20 protein-coding genes and 2 pseudogenes are annotated in these 19,208 nt (G+C 35.8%); 10 read left to right on the top strand and 12 right to left on the bottom strand.

The window, feature by feature from the left end:
• Window positions 1–132 precede the first annotated feature (132 nt).
• From CUU66_RS11550 to CUU66_RS11535, 4 genes are all read left to right on the top strand, one after another.
• A complete protein-coding gene (locus CUU66_RS11550; RefSeq protein ID WP_101642257.1) occupies window positions 133–261 on the top strand; it encodes a YjcZ family sporulation protein in 129 nt (42 codons plus the stop codon).
• 467 nt (window positions 262–728) lie between these two features.
• Entirely contained in the window at window positions 729–827 is a 99-nt protein-coding gene (locus CUU66_RS11545; protein ID WP_101642255.1) for a YjcZ family sporulation protein, read from the top strand.
• Window positions 828–1,846: 1,019 nt separating this feature from the next.
• Window positions 1,847–2,104, top strand: coding sequence for a hypothetical protein (locus CUU66_RS11540; protein ID WP_101642252.1), 258 nt, complete (start codon window positions 1,847–1,849; stop codon window positions 2,102–2,104).
• Window positions 2,105–2,311: 207 nt separating this feature from the next.
• Complete coding sequence (locus CUU66_RS11535) at window positions 2,312–3,127, top strand: alpha/beta fold hydrolase (protein ID WP_101642249.1); 816 nt, start codon at window positions 2,312–2,314, stop codon at window positions 3,125–3,127.
• 377 nt (window positions 3,128–3,504) lie between these two features.
• Here CUU66_RS11535 and CUU66_RS11530 read toward each other — a convergent pair whose 3' ends face one another.
• The gene (locus tag CUU66_RS11530) at window positions 3,505–4,698 is read right to left on the bottom strand and encodes a chromate transporter (protein ID WP_101642247.1); all 1,194 of its coding nucleotides are present in this window, start codon (window positions 4,696–4,698) and stop codon (window positions 3,505–3,507) included.
• Window positions 4,699–5,440: 742 nt separating this feature from the next.
• Between CUU66_RS11530 and CUU66_RS24840 the strand changes: the two are divergent.
• Together CUU66_RS24840 and CUU66_RS24835 are read left to right on the top strand one after the other, a co-directional pair.
• A pseudogene (locus CUU66_RS24840) lies at window positions 5,441–5,920 on the top strand (cupin domain-containing protein); the annotation flags it as partial.
• Window positions 5,921–6,268 (top strand): DUF5661 family protein, encoded by a 348-nt coding sequence (locus tag CUU66_RS24835; RefSeq protein WP_308302480.1) that lies wholly within the window; start codon window positions 5,921–5,923, stop codon window positions 6,266–6,268. It begins immediately after the preceding pseudogene.
• A gap of 203 nt (window positions 6,269–6,471) precedes the next feature.
• Here CUU66_RS24835 and CUU66_RS11515 read toward each other — a convergent pair.
• The 8 genes and pseudogenes from CUU66_RS11515 to CUU66_RS11480 form a co-directional block, all read right to left on the bottom strand.
• Window positions 6,472–6,800: pseudogene (locus CUU66_RS11515) on the bottom strand (MerR family transcriptional regulator).
• Window positions 6,801–6,836: 36 nt separating this feature from the next.
• The gene (locus CUU66_RS11510; RefSeq protein WP_101642244.1) at window positions 6,837–7,547 is read right to left on the bottom strand and encodes an SDR family NAD(P)-dependent oxidoreductase; all 711 of its coding nucleotides are present in this window, start codon (window positions 7,545–7,547) and stop codon (window positions 6,837–6,839) included.
• 210 nt (window positions 7,548–7,757) lie between these two features.
• Window positions 7,758–8,594: an SDR family oxidoreductase gene (locus CUU66_RS11505; protein ID WP_180955260.1), complete on the bottom strand. Its 837-nt coding sequence runs from the start codon at window positions 8,592–8,594 to the stop codon at window positions 7,758–7,760.
• A 31-nt stretch (window positions 8,595–8,625) separates the two neighbouring features.
• Complete coding sequence (locus CUU66_RS11500) at window positions 8,626–9,648, bottom strand: aldo/keto reductase (protein WP_101642241.1); 1,023 nt, start codon at window positions 9,646–9,648, stop codon at window positions 8,626–8,628.
• A gap of 15 nt (window positions 9,649–9,663) precedes the next feature.
• Window positions 9,664–10,188 carry an NAD(P)H-dependent oxidoreductase gene (locus tag CUU66_RS11495; protein WP_101642239.1) on the bottom strand — a complete coding sequence of 175 codons (525 nt, stop codon included), beginning with the start codon at window positions 10,186–10,188 and terminating at the stop codon, window positions 9,664–9,666.
• 179 nt (window positions 10,189–10,367) lie between these two features.
• Entirely contained in the window at window positions 10,368–10,904 is a 537-nt protein-coding gene (locus tag CUU66_RS11490; protein WP_101642237.1) for an NAD(P)H-dependent oxidoreductase, read from the bottom strand.
• A gap of 104 nt (window positions 10,905–11,008) precedes the next feature.
• On the bottom strand, window positions 11,009–11,656 hold the full coding sequence (locus CUU66_RS11485) for an SDR family oxidoreductase (protein WP_101642236.1): 648 nt from the start codon (window positions 11,654–11,656) through the stop codon (window positions 11,009–11,011).
• Between the two features lie 51 nt (window positions 11,657–11,707).
• Entirely contained in the window at window positions 11,708–12,142 is a 435-nt protein-coding gene (locus CUU66_RS11480; RefSeq protein WP_101642233.1) for a MarR family winged helix-turn-helix transcriptional regulator, read from the bottom strand.
• Window positions 12,143–12,294: 152 nt separating this feature from the next.
• Here CUU66_RS11480 and CUU66_RS11475 point away from each other — a divergent pair, with 152 nt between their 5' ends.
• Both CUU66_RS11475 and CUU66_RS24830 read left to right on the top strand, forming a co-directional pair.
• Entirely contained in the window at window positions 12,295–13,275 is a 981-nt protein-coding gene (locus CUU66_RS11475; RefSeq protein WP_101642231.1) for a zinc-binding dehydrogenase, read from the top strand.
• 801 nt (window positions 13,276–14,076) lie between these two features.
• Window positions 14,077–14,322 (top strand): hypothetical protein, encoded by a 246-nt coding sequence (locus tag CUU66_RS24830; RefSeq protein WP_257967968.1) that lies wholly within the window; start codon window positions 14,077–14,079, stop codon window positions 14,320–14,322.
• Between the two features lie 153 nt (window positions 14,323–14,475).
• On the opposite strand, the gene CUU66_RS11465 is transcribed toward CUU66_RS24830, so the two are convergent.
• Window positions 14,476–14,811 (bottom strand): VOC family protein, encoded by a 336-nt coding sequence (locus CUU66_RS11465; RefSeq protein ID WP_257967969.1) that lies wholly within the window; start codon window positions 14,809–14,811, stop codon window positions 14,476–14,478.
• On the opposite strand from CUU66_RS11465, the gene CUU66_RS24825 reads away from it, so the two are divergent.
• Window positions 14,714–14,977, top strand: coding sequence for a hypothetical protein (locus CUU66_RS24825; RefSeq protein ID WP_257967967.1), 264 nt, complete (start codon window positions 14,714–14,716; stop codon window positions 14,975–14,977). The genes CUU66_RS11465 and CUU66_RS24825 overlap by 98 nt on opposite strands.
• Window positions 14,978–15,191: 214 nt before the next feature.
• Here CUU66_RS24825 and CUU66_RS11460 read toward each other — a convergent pair whose 3' ends face one another.
• Together CUU66_RS11460 and CUU66_RS11455 are read right to left on the bottom strand one after the other, a co-directional pair.
• The gene (locus tag CUU66_RS11460) at window positions 15,192–15,452 is read right to left on the bottom strand and encodes a GlsB/YeaQ/YmgE family stress response membrane protein (protein WP_101642230.1); all 261 of its coding nucleotides are present in this window, start codon (window positions 15,450–15,452) and stop codon (window positions 15,192–15,194) included.
• A gap of 506 nt (window positions 15,453–15,958) precedes the next feature.
• A complete protein-coding gene (locus CUU66_RS11455) occupies window positions 15,959–17,239 on the bottom strand; it encodes a TrkH family potassium uptake protein (protein WP_101642259.1) in 1,281 nt (426 codons plus the stop codon).
• A 571-nt stretch (window positions 17,240–17,810) separates the two neighbouring features.
• On the opposite strand from CUU66_RS11455, the gene CUU66_RS11450 reads away from it, so the two are divergent.
• A complete protein-coding gene (locus CUU66_RS11450; protein WP_101642228.1) occupies window positions 17,811–19,043 on the top strand; it encodes a cation:proton antiporter in 1,233 nt (410 codons plus the stop codon).
• Window positions 19,044–19,208 lie beyond the last annotated feature (165 nt).

Below are 19,208 nucleotides of genomic sequence, written 5' to 3'. Positions count from 1 at the left end.
CATCACCCTTTTTTGTTGTGAAGACGTTCCATACATACTCAATTCCAGATCGGAAGAATATTTGCAAAGTAGCCCATACAATATCCTTTGATTTACATAGTTTATAATAACAAAAAGAAAGGGGGGTTAATTATGGGCTATGGATACGGTTACGGATATGGGTGTGGCTATGGATATGGTTCCGGTTGCGGAAAAGCCTTCGCTTTAGTTGTAGTATTATTTATCCTTTTAGTTATTATTGGATGCGTATGTTGGAATTGAGTATTGGTTTACAAGGTCCTTCCAGGGACCTTTTTTTTGATTTTGCGGGGTTGATTAACAAAGCACAAAATATGCTTATAGACATATTCTATTGTAAGCCGAATCCATATCCGTATCCAACATCAGAATGTATGACCTCCTCGAAGAAGTAAGGGGCACGTCCCTTCTTCTTCGTACATATGTTTAGGCGTATCATTTTTAGTATCAATAATGTCCAGGTACTTAACACTGCACCTGTAAAACTATAAGTGTCGCAATTGGTTGTTTATCCAATTCAGTTTAATCTGATTTACATATGATATAAAGCAAGACGCCCTATTCTCCGCAGCGTTTTTCGCCTATGTGGATTAACTCCTAATTGCTTCCTTCTGGAGGCAATTTTTTTATATAAATTAGGTACGAGCCCTTCCCTCCATCTGGCTTGTACATATTATAAAAGGGAATACATTGGAAAAGGAGTGAATTATATGGGCTACGAAGGAGGAAGAGGCTACGGTGCTACATTTGCCTTAGTCGTTGTATTATTTATTCTTTTGGTAATTATTGGAGCTGTTTATGCTTATTAAGCAATAACATAAAAAGGGTATGTCTTTTTTTAGACATCCCCTTTTTGTTATGGAGACGATCCATAAACAAGTAATTGGATAAATTAAGGAATGAATATGAATAACATAAAAAAGGGGCTGGCTTGTAAGCATTGGAGGAAAGAATTGTTGTTGGCGTATGGCATTGCAAACTTATTGGAGGTATAAATTTTTTAATATGGTCTTTTGAGGGTTACTAGGGTATCACATTGTGCGTCTGCCCGCCGCACAAAGGGATTCTAAAGCAGCCAAACATCAATGAGAAAAACACCGGCTGTCCATATTTTACTTCCCTTTAATAACTCACCGCGTAACTGCAATTTATGGGATTAAAATTATTTAGTTCCAAGCATAGCATGTTACTACAGGAAAGGTATATATACCTCTGGCTGAAGAATTCAATAAAAAACATTAAAAACCTTTTTAAGGTAGCACAATTAATAAAATACTAATGCCAGCGAAAAACATTTACAGGTCTTTTTTTAGTGTTCAGCTTTGTGAAGAAAATACTTAAACAAAGTACACGTTAATTAAATTATTTGGTTCCATCTTATTAGGATTTATTTATGTTTCAAAAATCAACTATTCAGGACATCATGATGGAGTTTATATATATTTACTTTTTCTGTAAGGGATTCTAAACAAACATGCATTAGGTTTTCTAGCAGCTGTTTTAGGGGTAACGAGAAAAGCTAATTACATAGGCATTTTATTTTTTATAAAAATTAGGTTGACAATTGGTTTTTAGCAATATAAAGTTTATTCATAAGGATAAAACCAAGTAAACAAGTTGGTAAAGTTAGAAATGAAAATGTTATTTATTAGTAGGAAATTTTTTTATTAACATTGAACAAGGGGGGCCGTTGCGGCATCCTTTTTTCTTGTTCTACTAACGTGGCAGGTTAGCTCAATAAGATTAATTTATATATTTTTTTAAAGGAAAACGGAAAATTGTGACGAACTATTAAGAAAATGGTGCTGCTATAGTTGGGGGAAGGGAAATGGGACTGAATGACGAGCTAATTCGTTATTGTAAGGAATTAACCCCTATGGAAATGCTATACAGGTTAACAAAGGGGAATATAAGAGGGCTAGATCTGATTGCAGTGAAAAATCTTTCTGTAAAAAAAAGAATGCCTGACGATATTTTCAATTTATTACTTTGTTATTTTTATGAAGAGTTTGGAAGTACTGTTTACTACAGAAATGATTTTGGGAGAGTGTATCTTTATTGGGTTAGGAAAAAGGTTTATGGATAAGCATCAAGGCATTGATTTAGTTAACCATCCATAAGTACACGATAGAGTTCTCGCTTGCCTTATTTACAACAATTTTATAACGAAAAACTATCGGTTAACGCGAATTGTTGAACAGGATTTTGGCTATTCCATTATCTTAATATAAAAATCCCATGAAGAAGTGATCTGGAAAGTGTGAATACTAATATTATTAAAGGAGGTTCATTTATGCCGTTCATTGATGTAAACGGAACTACGCTTTACTACCAGGAAACCGGTCCAAAAGATGCACCAGCCTTGGTTTTCAGTCACTCATTATTCTTTAATAGTCAAATGTTTCGTAAACAAGTGGAACGGTTTGCTGGTGAATACAGAGTCATTTGTTATGATCATCGGGGGCAAGGGAAAAGTGCTAAAGATACGTTGGACATGCTTGATTTGGATACATTGACAGAGGATGCGGCAGCACTTATTAAAGAGCTTGTTTTAGGCCCCTGTCATTTTGTAGGTAACTCTATGGGGGGCTTCATTGCTTTGCGTCTGGCTGCAAGGCATCCAGAACTCCTTATTTCATGTACAGTGCTGGGGACATCCGCTGAAGAAGAATATAAAATAGATGAATTTCAGCCAATTGTTGAGCATCTACAGAATTATGGAGGCAAGCCCATGTCCCAAACTTTGATATACATTATGTTTGGAGACACTTCACTTGAAGATCCGTCTTTTGCGAATGAACTCAATTTCTGGAAGGATCATATAGATGGTTTGGATCGTACGATTGGCGATGCTGCGTATCAGGTGGTTCATCGTAAACGAATCCTGAGTGAACTAAATGAAGTGGATGTTCCGATGTTGGCGATTGCAGGAGCTGAAGATCATGCCTATACGGTTGAACAGTCGAATAAAATTGCAGTCACAGTAAGAAATGGTGTGTGTAAAGTCATTGCCAACGCGGGCCATTCTCTGGCACTTGAAACTCCGGAAGAAGTTAATTCGTTTCTTGCTGAACATTTCCGTAATTCCGGTAAGTATTATTCAGAATAAGCATTGCAAAAAAAGGTTGTTTTGTGCTTGAATTAAAATATACCTTTAAAACTAGAAATCTCTTTCTTGTTACACACAAAAGATTTTTTAAGATACTGCGGCCATGTTTGGCGGCTTTTTTCTTTATTGTTCTTTATACTTTCTTAGTTATGGAAGAATTAAAGAACGGAACGGAACTGTTATACTGGCAACTTCTTTTAAGATTGTGAAGGAACGGATGCGTTAGTCTAATAACATGTGCACTACTCTTACCGACTATTCTTTGATGAAAAGGGTAGAAAAGTTTACTAAAGAGCAGGTTAGTTAATAAGCATCTTGGACTTATTATTTATAAACCAAAAAAAGAGGACAATCGAGTAGGGATAGTCCTCTTTTCATTAAATTAATGCCATAAGGGAGCCGCCAATTGCCCCAGTCACAACTATGACCCATGGAGGTAATTTCCAATACACTAACATGCTAAATAATATCGCTGCAAAAGCAAAATCAATGGGAGCAAGTATCGAGCTTGTCCAAATTGGTTGGTAAAATGCTGCAATTAAAATTCCCACAACTGCAGCATTTACTCCCATTAACGCCCCTTTTATTTTGGGGTTCCGACGTAATGAATCCCAAAATGGTAAAGAACCCAGTATGAGTAAAAATGCTGGCAAGAAAATTGCGAATGTTGCTAATACCCCACCTTTCCATCCATTTATAACAGCTCCGAGGTAAGCAGCAAATGTAAATAAAGGACCAGGAACAGCTTGTGCAGCACCGTAGCCCGCCAAGAATTCGTCCTTGTTAAGCCACCCAGTAGGGACAAATTCCCCTTGAAGCAAAGGTAAAACGACATGTCCGCCTCCAAAAACTAAGGAACCTGAACGATAAAAACTATCAAACATTGCAATCCAGTTTAAAGAGGTGACTTCTCTCAATATCGGTAGAAGGATAAGTAAGCCAAAAAATAGAACTAAACAAGTAACTGCGAAACCATTGGATACTGGAAATTGTATTTTGGGATCATTGTTATCAGTATGATGTCTATAAATAAGAAAGCCAACCAACGCAGATATGATAATAACTCCAACTTGAGTAAATGGTGTTTGCCACATCAGAGTTCCAATCAATGCAAATAAAGCAATCGCTTTTCTTTTCAAGTCAGGAGTTAGATTATTCGCCATTCCCAATACAGCATGAGCAACTACTGCCACTGCTACAATTTTTAAACCATGTATCCAGCCTACATCTCCCACATCCAGTCCTTGGAGAATAATCGCATAAGTAATCATTGCTACAACAGAAGGAAGTGTAAATCCAATAAAAGAAACTATACCACCCAAAATTCCTCCCCGCATAACTCCGATCCCAATACCTACTTGGCTACTAGCTGGACCAGGCAAGAACTGACAAAGAGCAACTAAATCAGCATAGCTTTTTTCATCCATCCACTTTCTTTTGCGTACATATTCATTATGAAAGTAGCCAAGGTGTGCAATTGGTCCCCCAAAAGAAGTTAAACCTAGTCTGCTGGAAACCATAAGTATTTCTAAAAGAGATGATAGAGTTCCTTTTTCTCTGTTGTTCTTCATTATATCCTCCCTTTCCAAATCTTTAATTTCTTAAAAGAGTTCATACGCTTTATTTCTTGCTTATTTAGAACCTTATTACCTCTCTCGGTGTTTGAATAATATTTGTGGATCCATCTACTTTCTTTTCTTCTTTTTAAGTAGCTCATCAGACTCCATAGAGTGAAGAATAGGGTAGAGGGTGCCTGCACTGATGCTACACTTAAAGTTCTATGAGTATCCATACACCAAAAATAGAATGTTTCCATACGTGGTGTAAGTGTTTATCTGAATGAATCTGAGAAATATTTCCTTAGAACTTTATCCTCCAAAATTTCTTGAATATCAATATCGGTAATCGATATCAAAAGTGTATTTTATAAAATTTGTTATTACAATGATAAGGAATTAAGTTAACAATATCTTTACATTAAATATACATTGGAACACATTGCGTGTGTTAATAACAAAAATTTTACGCGTTTATCTAGAGGTAGAAAACCACTTCGTGAAAAATTGTACTTAAACAAGCGGGTGCGTCAGTTCAAAAGGAGTACCTTGAGGAGTTTTGCTGGGGACTTTCAACTGCGATTTCTTTGTTTCAGATAGAAATGTTCGTATAGGTTAACCTGAATATAACATCCCTTTAACATAGTGCATAGGATAATTCATTAAGTCTATGAAGGAGTTTAGATAAATGTGCGATGCTCCAAGTTTGTACACAAACCTTTATCAATATCAAAATCCTTATTATGTTAATGTACCAATGTATAGCAATGTAAGGCAGCCCAATTACCGAGCTTATGAATCAAAGGAAAGAAATATTCATTTAAAAGATTATGGGACTGGACCATTTGTAGTCAATATCAATGAGGCTGCGAAGCAAAACAATACCTATCGTACTGCTTTATGGACAGGAAATCATTTGCAAGTGACATTAATGAGTCTTAAAGTTGGAGAAGATATCGGTTTAGAGATTCATCCTAAAGTAGACCAATTTTTACGTGTTGAACAAGGTCAAGGAACTGTTCAAATGGGGAAGAGAAAAGATCTTTTAAACTTTGTTAGAAAAGTCTATGATGATTCAGCTATTATGATCCCGGCCGGAACTTGGCGTAATGTAACCAACACAGGTAATATCCCATTAAAACTTTACTCCATATATGCCCCGCCACAACATCCATTGGGGACGGTTCATGTAACTAAAGCAGATGCATTAGCTGCGGAACGCCATTCTGACTATGGAATGCCCTATATTCATACAAGAAACATGAATACAGATAACAAATATCCGAATAGGACTCCAATTATTAATTCAAGCAACGTAAAAACTGGCTTTTCTAAAGAGGAAGCCTCTGCAATAGCTTTACTTTTAGGCATTGATTTTAATAAAAGTAAATTTGATTTAAATGAGTTTTGGATGGGAGTAAATACTGAACTTGAACATGGAAAACTGTCCAGCCAAACGAATGTTACTGGGGATGATCCTATTATTACAGGGAAAATTGCACTAGCTCATCTTAATGAATTTCCGGATTATTATAAAAGATTAAAAACACTTGAGGAAGAAGCAAAATTATTTTGGAATAGATAAAATACAGTTCAGTCCTAAATATTGAATTAAAATTTAAGAACCTTTCTGTGTGTGTGAATGGTTTGTTTTGCAATAAATGGCATCTGAATAGAGTTCGGCAATCCCTATCCACTTACGGGTCACTGGATTAATTTGGTATTAAAAGACATCTTCAAAATTTTGCAGAAAAACCAAACGTGTACGTTGGTTTATTTTTCATTTTTTTATCTACGTTCAAGTCTTGCAATTTTTTGTTGAATTTTTATTAAACTTTCTTTGGTATCACGAATTTGTTGTAGAACATTGATTTCTTGTTGTTTCATCATTTCTAATCGTCTAGGGAGGGTCTCATCCCCAGTCATTGACCAATCTACAAATTGTTTAATGTCCTTGATTGGCATCCCGGTATTTTCTAAACAAAAAACAATTCTCAGAAATTCAAGTGCAACTTCGTCAAAACTCGTTCCCCTTTTTCAGTTCTTTTGAGAAAGGGGAACAGTCCTTGACCTTGACTATGATAGTAGCGTAATTGAGAAATGGACAAAGGATTTATTTTTGCAACTTGTCAAATAGTATTTCACTTATTGTATTACCAAGGAATAATTCCATTTTTATCAAGAATTTTACCATTATAATTTGTTTGGCTTAAGGCGTATTTTACAATGATTTGTGCACCTTCCGCAGTTGTTTTTCCTCCTGGAGCATTTCCATTAAGGTCAGTAGTGGTAAAACCAGGTGTAACACCTAATATTTCAGGTCCGTTAGTACCAAATTCTTTACCAAAGGTTAATGTTAAAGAATTTACAGCAGTTTTTGATGAATTATAGCCTAATATATTAAGTTGTCCAGCTTGACCATTGTCAAACATCGTTTGCGAAGCCATGTCTGTAGTGACGTTTACAATTTTCCCACCCTGAGATTTTTTCACTAGTGGTAAAAAGGTTTGGATCATTTGAAAAGTTCCAAAGAAGTTAACATCAAATTCTTGACGCAGGGTTTCTAATGTTAATTCACTAGGCAATATACCGAAATCGAGTGCAATCCCAGCGTTATTAATTAACAAATCTAAGTGATCTGTAACTTCAAGGATTTTATTTTTTGAGTTTTGAATGGATTGTGTGTCTGAAATATCAACTTGAACAAATGAAACATTCGAAAAGCCTAAGGATTGTACAGCTTTTTGTCCGAGTTCTTCATTACGGGCACCTAAAAATACGTGATAACTTTTTTCTGCTAATTGGCGGACAATCTCATTGCCAATACCTTTATTAGCACCTGTTACAAAAGCGAATTTTGTCATATTTTATTTCCTCCAATGTTTATTTTGATTAGTACAATTAAAAAGATACAGACTAAACCTAAGTTTAGGTCAAGGTATTTTTAAAGAGGAAATTTTAAACAGGCCACATTTCCTGCTGAATATTTTCAACGATAGGGAGGGGGCTCGATTTAATGTCAAGGCAAATCCCTACAGTCAAAGATGATCTAAAACCCAAAAACCGTTGTGCCCCTAAAAGAGGATTCCAGGCTTGATTAAGCTCATACTGATATTCCATAATTCCCGGGCAGAATCCTGGTCATTTGCAGCCTCATTAGTTTTTGTTTCTTTGCAGTTAACAAAGAATTTACCGCTAACGCCAAGAACATCAGGGGAGGAAGCAAGATAGACTGGTGTAACCGCACCTTTTTTTGGATTAGTTGAGAATGATTTGAATATCGTCCGTAGGATCCAAGGCATGTCATTCATAAGATTAGTGCGGATAATTCCTGGATGCAGGCTGTTAACGGTAACACACTTTCCATCAAGCCTCTTTGAAAATTCCTTAGTAAATAAAATTAAACCTAATTTAGTAGGACCTACTGCTTTGAAAAAAGTATAATTTTGTTTGATCATAAGGTCATCAAAATTCAGTTTAATTCCGTTGTGCTTGGAGGCTACATTAATAATTCTTCCTTCACCACTTGCTTCAAGCGACTCCAGTAAGAGGTGGGAAAGGATAAAATGAGATAAATAGTTTGTGGCAAATGTGGTTTCAATTCCATCTTCAGTTTCAGAACGTTTTGCTAAAAAGACTGCTGCATTATTGATTAAAACATCTAACTTGTTATACTTTTTCTTAAATTGATCTGCGGCTTGTTTGACTGAAAGCTGAGATGATAAATCAGCAAGAATGAGATCTACTTGGGTATTACCTGTTACTTCAATAATATCTTGAATCGCTTTTTTGCCTCGTTCCTCATTTCTGCATAATAGAACAATTGTTGCACCTTTTTTAGCTAATTCTATGGCTGTTGCTTTACCAATCCCTGAGTTACCACCAGTAATTAAACAAATTTTCCCCTTCATCGATTTCTCCCCTTTACCAAGCAAACCAATATTATCTATTTTCGATCTTTTCAAACGTTTTTCCATGGATGGCATTTAAAACAGATTCAGATGCAAGAAAATCATGTGGGAATCCCAACTCAATTTTGCTAGCTTCATCTAATTGGGTAAGATGTGTTTCTGAAAGACGGAAAGCCATACTTCTAAGATTGTCTTTCATTTGTTCTGCTCGTTTTGCACCAATTAATGGAATGACTGTACCAGCTTGTTGTCGGACCCAGTTTATTGCAACTTGGGCAGGGAGAACTGTTAGTTCTTTTGCGATTTCTTCCACAACTGATGCAATAGCCCGGTTCCTTTCATTTAAGCGTGCACTTTGAGGAGATAATCTCCCTTTTTCCGATGAAGGATTGCTGTATTTTCCCGTTAGTGCACCACCAGCCACTGGTGCCCATGCAGTAACTCCAATATCTAAAGCACGTGCCATTGGTAATAAATCTCTTTCTGGAGTCCTCTGCAACAAATTGTACTCTACTTGTAAGCCGATAAACGGTGTCCATCCACGGAGAGTGGACAGCATATTAGCTTGTGAAACAATCCAAGCAGGTGTATCCGAGACTCCTACATAAAGAATTTTTCCGGAACGAACTAGATCGTCAAGTGCACGCATCACTTCTTCGACCGGTGTCATGAAATCCCAAGCATGAAGCCAAAGTAAATCAATATAATCGGTCTGAAGCTGTTTTAAGCTCTTTTCAACGGATTGAATGAGATTTTTTCGATGGTTGCCTCCGCCATTTGGATCGTGTGGACGAGTGTTCAGTGTATATTTAGTCGCAACAACAAACTGTTCACGCTTTTCACGAATAAATTCCCCAACATATTTTTCACTTGTTCCATTAGTATAATTAACAGCCGTATCAATAAAATTCCCACCAGCTTCAACGAAAGCATTGAAGATTTTTTTGCTTTCTTCTTTAGAAGCACCAAAGCCCCAGTCTTCCCCGAACGTCATTGTACCTAAAGCTAATTCAGATACTCTTAAGCCGCTTCTACCTAACAATTTATAAATCATTACAAGTCCTCTTTTCTAATAGTTATTTTTCAGATGCCGTACCAGCTCTTCAGCACTTTCAAGGACTTGTTCGTTAGTTAAAAGGCGAACACCCTGCTTCGTAAAAGTAGGCAAGAACTTCATGCCGGTCAAGTTAGCGGTTGCCTGGAATGGTTTGGTTAATTCGCTCATGCTGAAGTGATTGTATCCTCCAGCTTGATAGGCTTCTTCTGGCCCGCCTGTTGAAATGGCTAACATAAAGCCTTTTCCACTCAATTTCGTTCCTTCCGACCCATATGCCCAACCGTAAGTGAGAACCAAATCCTGCCATTGTTTTAACAAGGCGGGTGAACTGTACCAGTAAAAAGGGAATTGCAAAACGATACAATCATGCTCCAATAGAAGCTGCTGTTCTTTTTCTATATCAATCTCAAAAGTTGGGTAATGTGCATATAGGTTATGGACCTTTACATTTTCTTCTTGTTGAAGACGGTTCATCCACGTTCTATTTACCTTCGATTGTTCCAAGTTTGGATGGGCTACAATAACTAATGTTTTCATTTAGGTCACCTTTAAGTTATTTTGTATATGAAAATAAGTAATCTTTTACAAGTATTTCTGTGGAAGAAATACCATTATACATTTCAACTAAGAGATCATCATCTGCAAGTTGGGGATTTTCTACTGTTATAAATCAATAGGCAATGAGTTTACAGTACTTTAAATAATACGTGGGTAAATTATGCTTCTTTCTTTGATGGCTGGAAAACATAATCAACATATGCTTTAGCGTTTTCTGCAAGTTCTTGTTCTGAAACATACATAACACCATTCAACACAAACAATGGTAAAAACTTAGTGCCAATGAGATTGCTTGTTTGCTGTAAAGGAGTTGTTAAGGTCTCCATGGTAAAATGATTATAGCCAGTAGACTGATAAGAATCTTCCGGTCCAAAGGTTGAAATAGCAAGACCTAGTTCTTTACCGTGAAGTTTGTCGCCGCCTTCGCCATATGCCCAGCCGTACGAGAGCACTTCGTCCTGCCATTGTTTTAACAAAGAAGGCGTGCTGTACCAGTAGAACGGAAATTGAAGAATAATACGGTCATGGGATTCTAATAGGCTTTGTTCGTGTGCTACGTTTATTTTCCCATCTGGATACTCCTGATAAAGAGTATGAATCGTAATTTCTTTGTGTTTTTTTAATTCCTGCATCCAAGTGCGGTTGATTCGAGATTGTTCTAAATTAGGGTGGGAAACAATTACAAGAGTTTTCATTAGTAAGTCTCCTTTTGTCATTTCTTTTTTAGGTTTGATTTAACATATTATTTCTTTCAAAGGGAATTTTATATTTGTACATACAAATGTAAGCCTAAAAAATTTTACTTTTCTTCAAATAATATTTCTGTTTCAGTTTGATTTTCGTACATTTTATAAAATGTATTCGCAATATTATCAGGTGAGAAATAGGTCCCTTCTTGAACAAACCCTTTAATTGTTAATGTTCCAACATAGATTCCTTTAGGGCTCAATTCTTGGTGCAGGCTGTATGCTAAATTGCGAATACCAGCTTTTCCAATTGCTAATGAAGCATAGTCAGCATATGGGTGAAGAGCTAATCCGCCACCGGTTAACAAAATGGTTCCATTTTGCATATAGGGAATTACTTCTTTTACACTAGTAAGAACTCCAGCTACACTGATTTTAAAATCTTCTACTAACTGGTCAACGGTTAATGTTGTTGGTTTGCCTGGTCTCCCTGAAGCAGCATTGTATAAAAGTACATCAATTTTTCCATAAGTTTTGATTACCTTATCAATTGCTGTTTTTAAAGATTCTACTGAAGAGACATCCCCTGGAAATCCTTTTGCTTCAATCCCATCATTTTCAAGTTCATTTTCATATTTTTGTAATGACGTTAAGCTGCGGGATATCAAGGCAACTTTAAAGCCTTCTTTCCCGAATTTCCTTGCTGTATTTAAACTAATCCCTGGTCCAGCACCAACAATTAGCAATATCTTTTCTGACATAACAATGCCTCCTAAATTTATTTGTATATGCAAATGAAAGGGTAAAAAAAATTATAGATCTCTTTCTAGATTATTGCTCGCTTCGTGAAGCATTTTGCTTAAATCTTTACTGAACTCGCTTCCTAAGACTCTGGCATAGCTGTTAAACAATTCTTTTAACGAAACTCGAAATTGATGGTACACTTTTTCTCCTTCTTCTGTTAGTGAGATAAATGTTAGTTTTCCATCCATTTTTCTGGTAACCAGTTTTAATTTTTCAAGTTTATCAATAAACCTCGTACTGGTCGAAGGAGCTATGGATAATTTGTGGCATAGTTCCTTCTGTGTGATTCCCGGATGGAACTTCACAATCATAATCATGTAAAGGTATGAAGGAGCAAGGTCACCAAAATCAAATGTTTTATCGGCTAATTTTGTAATGTTACGAGCAAACCGGCTGGCTGTAAAGTAAAGACAATGAATTAATACCTGTTCTTCTTCATTCATTTTATCAAATCCCTCTATTCATTTGCATATACAAATTAACATGAAATTACGTTAAGGTCAACTAAATCATATTTCTTGTTTCCATCAGAAACAATATATATTATAAACTTTGCTCCAAAACTTAATAAGATTACATGAAAAGGATGAGATAAATGAAAGCATTGCTATTGCATGAAAAAGGACAATGGAAAAACATGAAGGTGGAAGAAGTCGAAACACCAAATCCCGGTCCAGGTGAGATCTTAGTTGAGGTTTATGCGGTTGGGTTAAATCCGGTTGATTATAAAACAGCTACTGGTGGCAATCCCAATTGGTCTTATCCTCATATTCTTGGTTTAGATGTAGCAGGTATAGTGACAGAGATTGGTGAAGGGGTCACACAGTGGAAAAAAGGTGATCGGGTAGTCTATCATGGAGACCTTACAAAGAAAGGTGGCTATGCAGAATATACCGTTACCACGGCACATACTGTTTCTCGAATTCCAAACGAAGTAACGTTTGAAGATGCTGCTGCTTTGCCGACAGCTGGGTACACAGCATACCAATCGTTATTCCGTAAACTGCCCATGGATCAAGTTGAAATCATTTTAATACATGGCGGTGCTGGCGGAGTAGGAGGATTTGCTGTTCAATTAGCTAAACATGCAGGCAAAAAGGTGATTTCCACTGCTTCCAGTCGTAACCACGAGTATGTAAAATCACTTGGTGCCGATTATGTCATTGATTACCATGAAGAAGATGTGACCTCAAGAGTGATGGAGATTACAAACGGGCGTGGTGTCGATGCAGTGGTGGATGCAGTAAGCAGAGAAAGTGCAACAAATTCATTAGATACTATTGCCTTTTTGGGACACATCGTTTTTATTTCAGGTGCACCTGATTTTACAAAAATAAAGCCTTTTACAAAATCGGTTTCGTATCATGAAATTGCCCTTGGTGCAGCACACCAATCCGGTAGTCATAAGGCTCAACAAGATCTAGGAGTAATGGGAGATGAACTACTTAAGTTAGTGGATGAAGGGGGAATTTCTTCTATGTTAAATGAAATAATAAGCCTAGAGGATGTTCCAGATGCTTTATCCCGTCTTTCAGAGCGTCATGTGAAGGGGAAAATTGTAGCAAAAATAAAATAAGATATTGTATTTTTAAGAAAAAGCTTTTCCTCTCCCTAAGAACTTGAAATCAACATATAGCCTTCGTGAATGAAGTTAAAAAACCATTGGAAGTAAAAATGCTATATTCGGTCTTTTTAAATGTTCTTATTTTATATTTTTTCTTTCATTTCTATTATCGAGTCTTCTTCGAAATACTTTTGTGCACTCTTAAATGGTAAAACGCAAATCTAATTCGTAGTCAAAGCATTGCCAAGGGGAAGGCTAAGTTGCTTCATAACAGCAGCCTTTCACAGATTGTGAAGAACTGTACTTAAGCTAACGGGTACGTTAGTTTAAGAAAAATTTATTTTATTATTAATATTAGTTCAGTATTCTTAAAGAAAGAGGGGCAAGTCAAAAAAAGAACTATAAAAAATAAAGTTTTCGTGGAGGATAAGATGGCTCAATTTACAGGGGTAATTCTAGAGGGTTATTCACATTCAGGAAAAACATCTGTTTTAAAGCTGATGAAATAACTTCAGGCTAAGGATGAATTTGCTGAGCGGAGTGTAATTATTCTTAGTGAACATTATTCTCAAGTTTTACATAAAGTTAATGGGGAATTAAGGCGGTTAAATCGTCTAGATCATTTAAAACTCTTAAAAGATAGAGTGAGTATGTTAAAAAACTTAAATAATTGGGCAAGTGATTTTGGGCAATCAAAAAAAAGATCCAACGGCTTATTTTTTATATTGGAAAGGTTTCATTTAAATCACCGCGTAGCTTTTTCAAATTCAATTATGGATGATATTAAACATATAGAAAAGTGAGTTGTTGGAAATGGGAGCAAGGTGTGCTTTACTAACAATCTCTCCCAAGAATGTTATGGAAAGAATGATGAGTAGAAATCCAGAAGAATGGGTGGGAAAAACAGAATTGGAAATCAATGATGCTTGTAAATTATTAATCGATCAACAGCAAGAATATAGAAGACAAGCGGAGAAATCAATTATTCCCACAATTGAAGTAAATACAGATGGCCAAAACTGGGAGGATTACGCAAAACAAATTCTATTGTTCAATTAATGGGTGCGTTAGTGGAAAAGAAGATGACTGTTGATGGAAGCTATTTCGGTAATCACATTAAGTAAGGTTGGATGGTTTACTTTTTCTTAGAGTCGAAGTTGACCCCTTGTCTGCAATAAAAAAGCCATGGTTATATAACCATAGCTAAGCTCCTTAACAATTACAGATCATCAGAACATTTCCATCTAAGTCCTTAAAGTTAAAATAGACAAAATCATTAATACGTTCTATTTCCCTAACTATTGTAATTCCTTTGTTCTTAACAAATTCATATGCTTCATCAATATCCTTGACGGAGAAGTTAAATAAAACTTGTTCTGATGGGTTTAATGTAAATCCTGGATCAAAAGTATGATCGTCTAAAGTAAGACCAGTCTCAGAAGTAATGGGAATGTTATATACTGGTGAAGAAACCTCATTCTTATTGAATGGGATTGCAAGTAAGTCACTGTACCATTTTGCTGATTTTTCTAGGTTACTTACATGGATGAAAACATTGTTTACCTTACACCCAATAGGGGAAGAAATAGAATTCTTAGATATTCCACCTTTTCATTATATTCAATGTTCCAAATTCGATGAAAACGGAGAAAACCCTTTAAAGGTTTTGTGGGGAATTAGTTTCGCAGTACGAAAATTCTTTGAGATAGAATAAAAAGGCTTTACTTCACTAACTGGTGCGTTAGTCTAATAACATGTGCTCTACTCTTACTGACTATTCTTTGATAAAAAGGGTAGAAAAGTTTACTAAAGAGCAGGTTAGTTAATAAGCATCTTGGACTTATTATTTAACCCGGTTAAATTGGCTTGAATCGATAAAAAGGAAGCAGCTCTGATTTGTGAGCTGCCTCCTTAAGTAAAAGATCTTATTAACGGCGGTTTCGTCCTCGAAGAGACTTCATAATAAAACTTACGATTAAGATGAGAATTATAGCACCGAGTAAAGCTGGAAAAATGGCAAAACCGGCGATACTTGGACCCCAATCACCAAATATTAAACCACCCAACCATGCACCAATAAATCCTGCTATGATATTACCTATTATACCTCCTGGTACGTCTCGGCCCAAAATCAATCCAGCTAACCAGCCAATAATACCCCCAATAATTAACGACCATAAAAATTCCATAATAGCATGTCTCCTTATGACAGATTTCTATGTTTCCATATATCTTTATGTGCCCTTTAGTGACTCCACCTAAACATAACAGTTACTATGGAGAAGTAGATCTTATTACATTAACAGTCGCAACAAGTTAAAAAATACGAAAAAATTCAAGGCTAGGCCAGGTTTAAGAGTAGTTCTGCCAGGTGTTCGCCTTGCCTTTTTTCTAATGTTGTCCATAGAGATATATTATTGAACTGCATATAAATTTAAATTGGGGCGAGAAGAGTTTCAAAATTTAACTTAACCTACTGGTCAGCTAATTTATTTAATGCTTAAGGTGGTTGCTTAAGATATTCATGTTCCATTCTTATTTTGGCCCCTTCGTTGGCAAAAATATTGTGTAGTTATACATATAAGGGAACAATCCAAATTGCCTCAGCTCTTGATGAAATATAGGAGGAAGCAAAAAAGCCCTCCAACTAGTGGAGGGTACTGGCAGGTACTAATAGGATTTAATACTTTCATACCTATCCAATTAGTATTTTTTCTTCTGGATAACGAATATTAGCCTTATTTTGTGAATGAACAGCAAGTGCAAAAGCCATTGTTAGTGGACCTACTCTGCCAATAAACATCATAATTGTAATCAGAATTTTACCGTAAGTGCTTAAGTCCATGGTTAACCCAGCACTCATTCCAACGGTGGCAAAGGCTGAAACGGTTTCAAATGCTATTAATGACATGTCAGTTCCTTTTTCAGTAATCGTCAGTAAAAAGAAAATAAAAAAATTAAATAATACTCCAGAAACTGCAATGGATAAAGCTCTATATACAAGAGGTTTGGGAATCCTTCGCTTAAAAATATTAATATCTTCCTTATTAGCAAGGACTGACCAGAGAGCAAAAATTAATAAAGCAAAAGTGGTAACCTTGATCCCGCCGCCAGTAGATCCAGAAGACGCTCCGATAAACATTATACCCATCATATACACAAGGGAACTTAAATTCATTTGACTAATATCAATTGAATTAAATCCGGCTGTACGCGGGACAACACCTTGAAAGTAGGCAGCCCACCATTTATCAGCGGTTTCTAAATTCCCTAATGTAGCTGGATTGTTATATTCTAAACCAAAAATAACAAGTGTACTCACTACATTAATTAATAATGTAAAGGATAAAGTTATTTTGGTATGTAACGAAATTTTTCTCCAATTCTTCTTCTCAAATACATCTGCAACCACAAAAAAACCAATACCACCTAGTATAAATAACGAAGTAATGACAATGTTTACTGTCGGGTCGCCAACCCAAATACTCAGGCTGTCTTTTTCTAAACCGAAACCAGCATTATTGAAGGCTGAAACGGAATGGAATATACCGTAGTATATAGCCTTACTGATACTCATTTCATATGACCATCTAATAGACAATGCCACCGCACCAATTGCTTCTATGATTAGTGTAATGATGATAACACGCTGAACTAATTTGATTACGCCTTGTAATGTAAACGTGTTTAAAGATTCTTGTAATAATAACCTTTGTCTGATTCCGATTTTTTTCCCCAGGATAATAAACATAAGTATACCACTTGTCATAAATCCCCATCCGCCCACTTGAATAAGGAGCAGCAGGACGATTTGTCCAAATAAAGTGAAAGTAGTGCCGGTATCAACTACTGCTAATCCCGTTACACATACTGCCGAAGTAGCTTCAAATAGAGCATCAATTAAACTAAGATGATGTCTGTCTTTAGTAGCCGCTGGAATCATAAATAAAAACGTTCCTAAAATGATTAACACCATAAATCCTAGGATAAGAATATGGGAAGGATGGATTTTTATAGCCTTTGGCTTACTAATTTTGAGGAAACCCACATAAACGACTCCTTAAAGTAAACAAATTTTAATGCTTTTATTTATATTATCTCATTATTATTACCGCCTCAACTATGATTGAAAAACAATGGATTTATTGTTCCTATTTCAGGGTAGTCAATATGGAGAGTAAATAGGTATACGTGGAACCATTAAGGATAGAAGATAATGGAATGTGAATCATTTAAGACTTCGACCGTAAAACTTATTGGTAAAAATGTAGAAACTTCAAAACTGTATAGGTGGGATTAGTATGAAAAGAAAAACCAATATTTCCTTGTATGGGTTATTGGGAGTTTTTCTTGGTATCCTATTTTCAAGGCTATTTCTTTAAGTTTTTGTAGTGTCAAAAGGCGCTTTTTTCAACATCCTTTATACTATTATGGTGTAACTATATTGTTTTGTGGAATATTTACAGTGTTAGTTTATTTATTAGACCTGCTGTTTATTAAAAGGAAAATTTAATTACCTATATATTTGTTCATTGGGAGGGGAATTGTTGAGTAATTTTCATGAAGTTTTTATACAAATACTCATCTTACTGGCTATTTCTATTAGTGTCATCGCAGTGTCAAAATTAGCAAAAAAACCTTATTCAATTGCGTTAGTAATAGTGGGGCTGATTCTAGGTGTTACCAATATCCCAATCATAGAAGAAGCTGAGCATTTTATAACTCAATCAGATGTATTTCAGATCATTGTTATTTCCTTATTTCTTCCCATATTATTAGGGGATGCTACATTAAAATTACCCTTTACTCATCTAAAAGAGGAAAGAGGGCCAGTCATAGCACTTGCACTAGGAGGGACACTGATCTCGTTTTTATTGATTGGTTTAGGGTCTCATTACCTTCTATCGATACCTTTAGTTATGGCATTTACCTTTGCTTCTTTAATGAGTGCAACAGATCCAATAAGCGTTATATCTATTTTTAAATCGCTTGGGGTACCAAAGAGGTTAGTTACCATTATTGAAGGAGAATCCTTATTGAATGACGGAGTTGCAGTTGTTCTTTTCCAGATCTCGACTTTGTATTTGATTACTTATTTAGAAATGGGATGGAAAGGCTTAGGTCTTGGGCTTCTGTTATTTATGAAGTTTAGTTTAGGAGGGGTACTAGTTGGAAGTATTTTGGGTTTTGTCTTTTCCCAATTGCTAACATTCTATGACGATTATCCCATTGAAATTGCATTTTCGATTATATTATTCTTTGGGAGTTACTTTATCGCTGAGCATTTCCATGTATCAGGTGTTATCGCAGTGGTTGTCAGTGGGCTTATATTTGGAAATTATGGTGCTAAAATTGGGATGTCTGAAACCACAAAAACAAATATCAATTCCTTTTGGGAAGTCATAACCCTTATTGCTAATTCATTGATTTTCTTAATGATAGGTCTAGAAATTAAAAATATTGACCTTACTGGTCAATGGAAAGCTATTACCCTCTCCATTATAATCGTACTTATATCTAGAACTATTGCTTTATATATTAGTCTAGGGTTCATTAAGAATTTCCCTGAGAAATACAAAATGATTCTTAACTGGGGTGGTTTAAAGGGAAGCCTTTCTATTGCTTTAGCTCTGAGTCTTCCACATTCCTTTTCAGGGCGAGAAACTATACTTGCCCTGACTTTTAGTGTTGTATTATTTTCATTGCTCTTTCAAGGTCTGACGATATCCTCACTGATAAATAAGTTAGGAGTGAATCAAGCAACGAAATCTGCAAAATAAATGGCGTTCTTGTACTAGAGGGCTTGAAATAAAGGACAAGTTAAAAAAAACATGTGTTGCCAAAATGAAATGTATGTTACAATAATTTACAAAAAAGAATGAAACAATCTTGGAGGAGCCTGTCACCAAGGGACATTTATGTCCCTTGGTGACAGGCTTTTCGTA

This window comes from Peribacillus deserti (assembly GCF_002863585.1).
GTDB classification, from domain to species: domain Bacteria; phylum Bacillota; class Bacilli; order Bacillales; family DSM-1321; genus Paraperibacillus; species Paraperibacillus deserti_A.
Note: the sequence above shows the minus strand (reverse complement) of the source record. Positions and strands in the feature narration are given on the sequence as shown.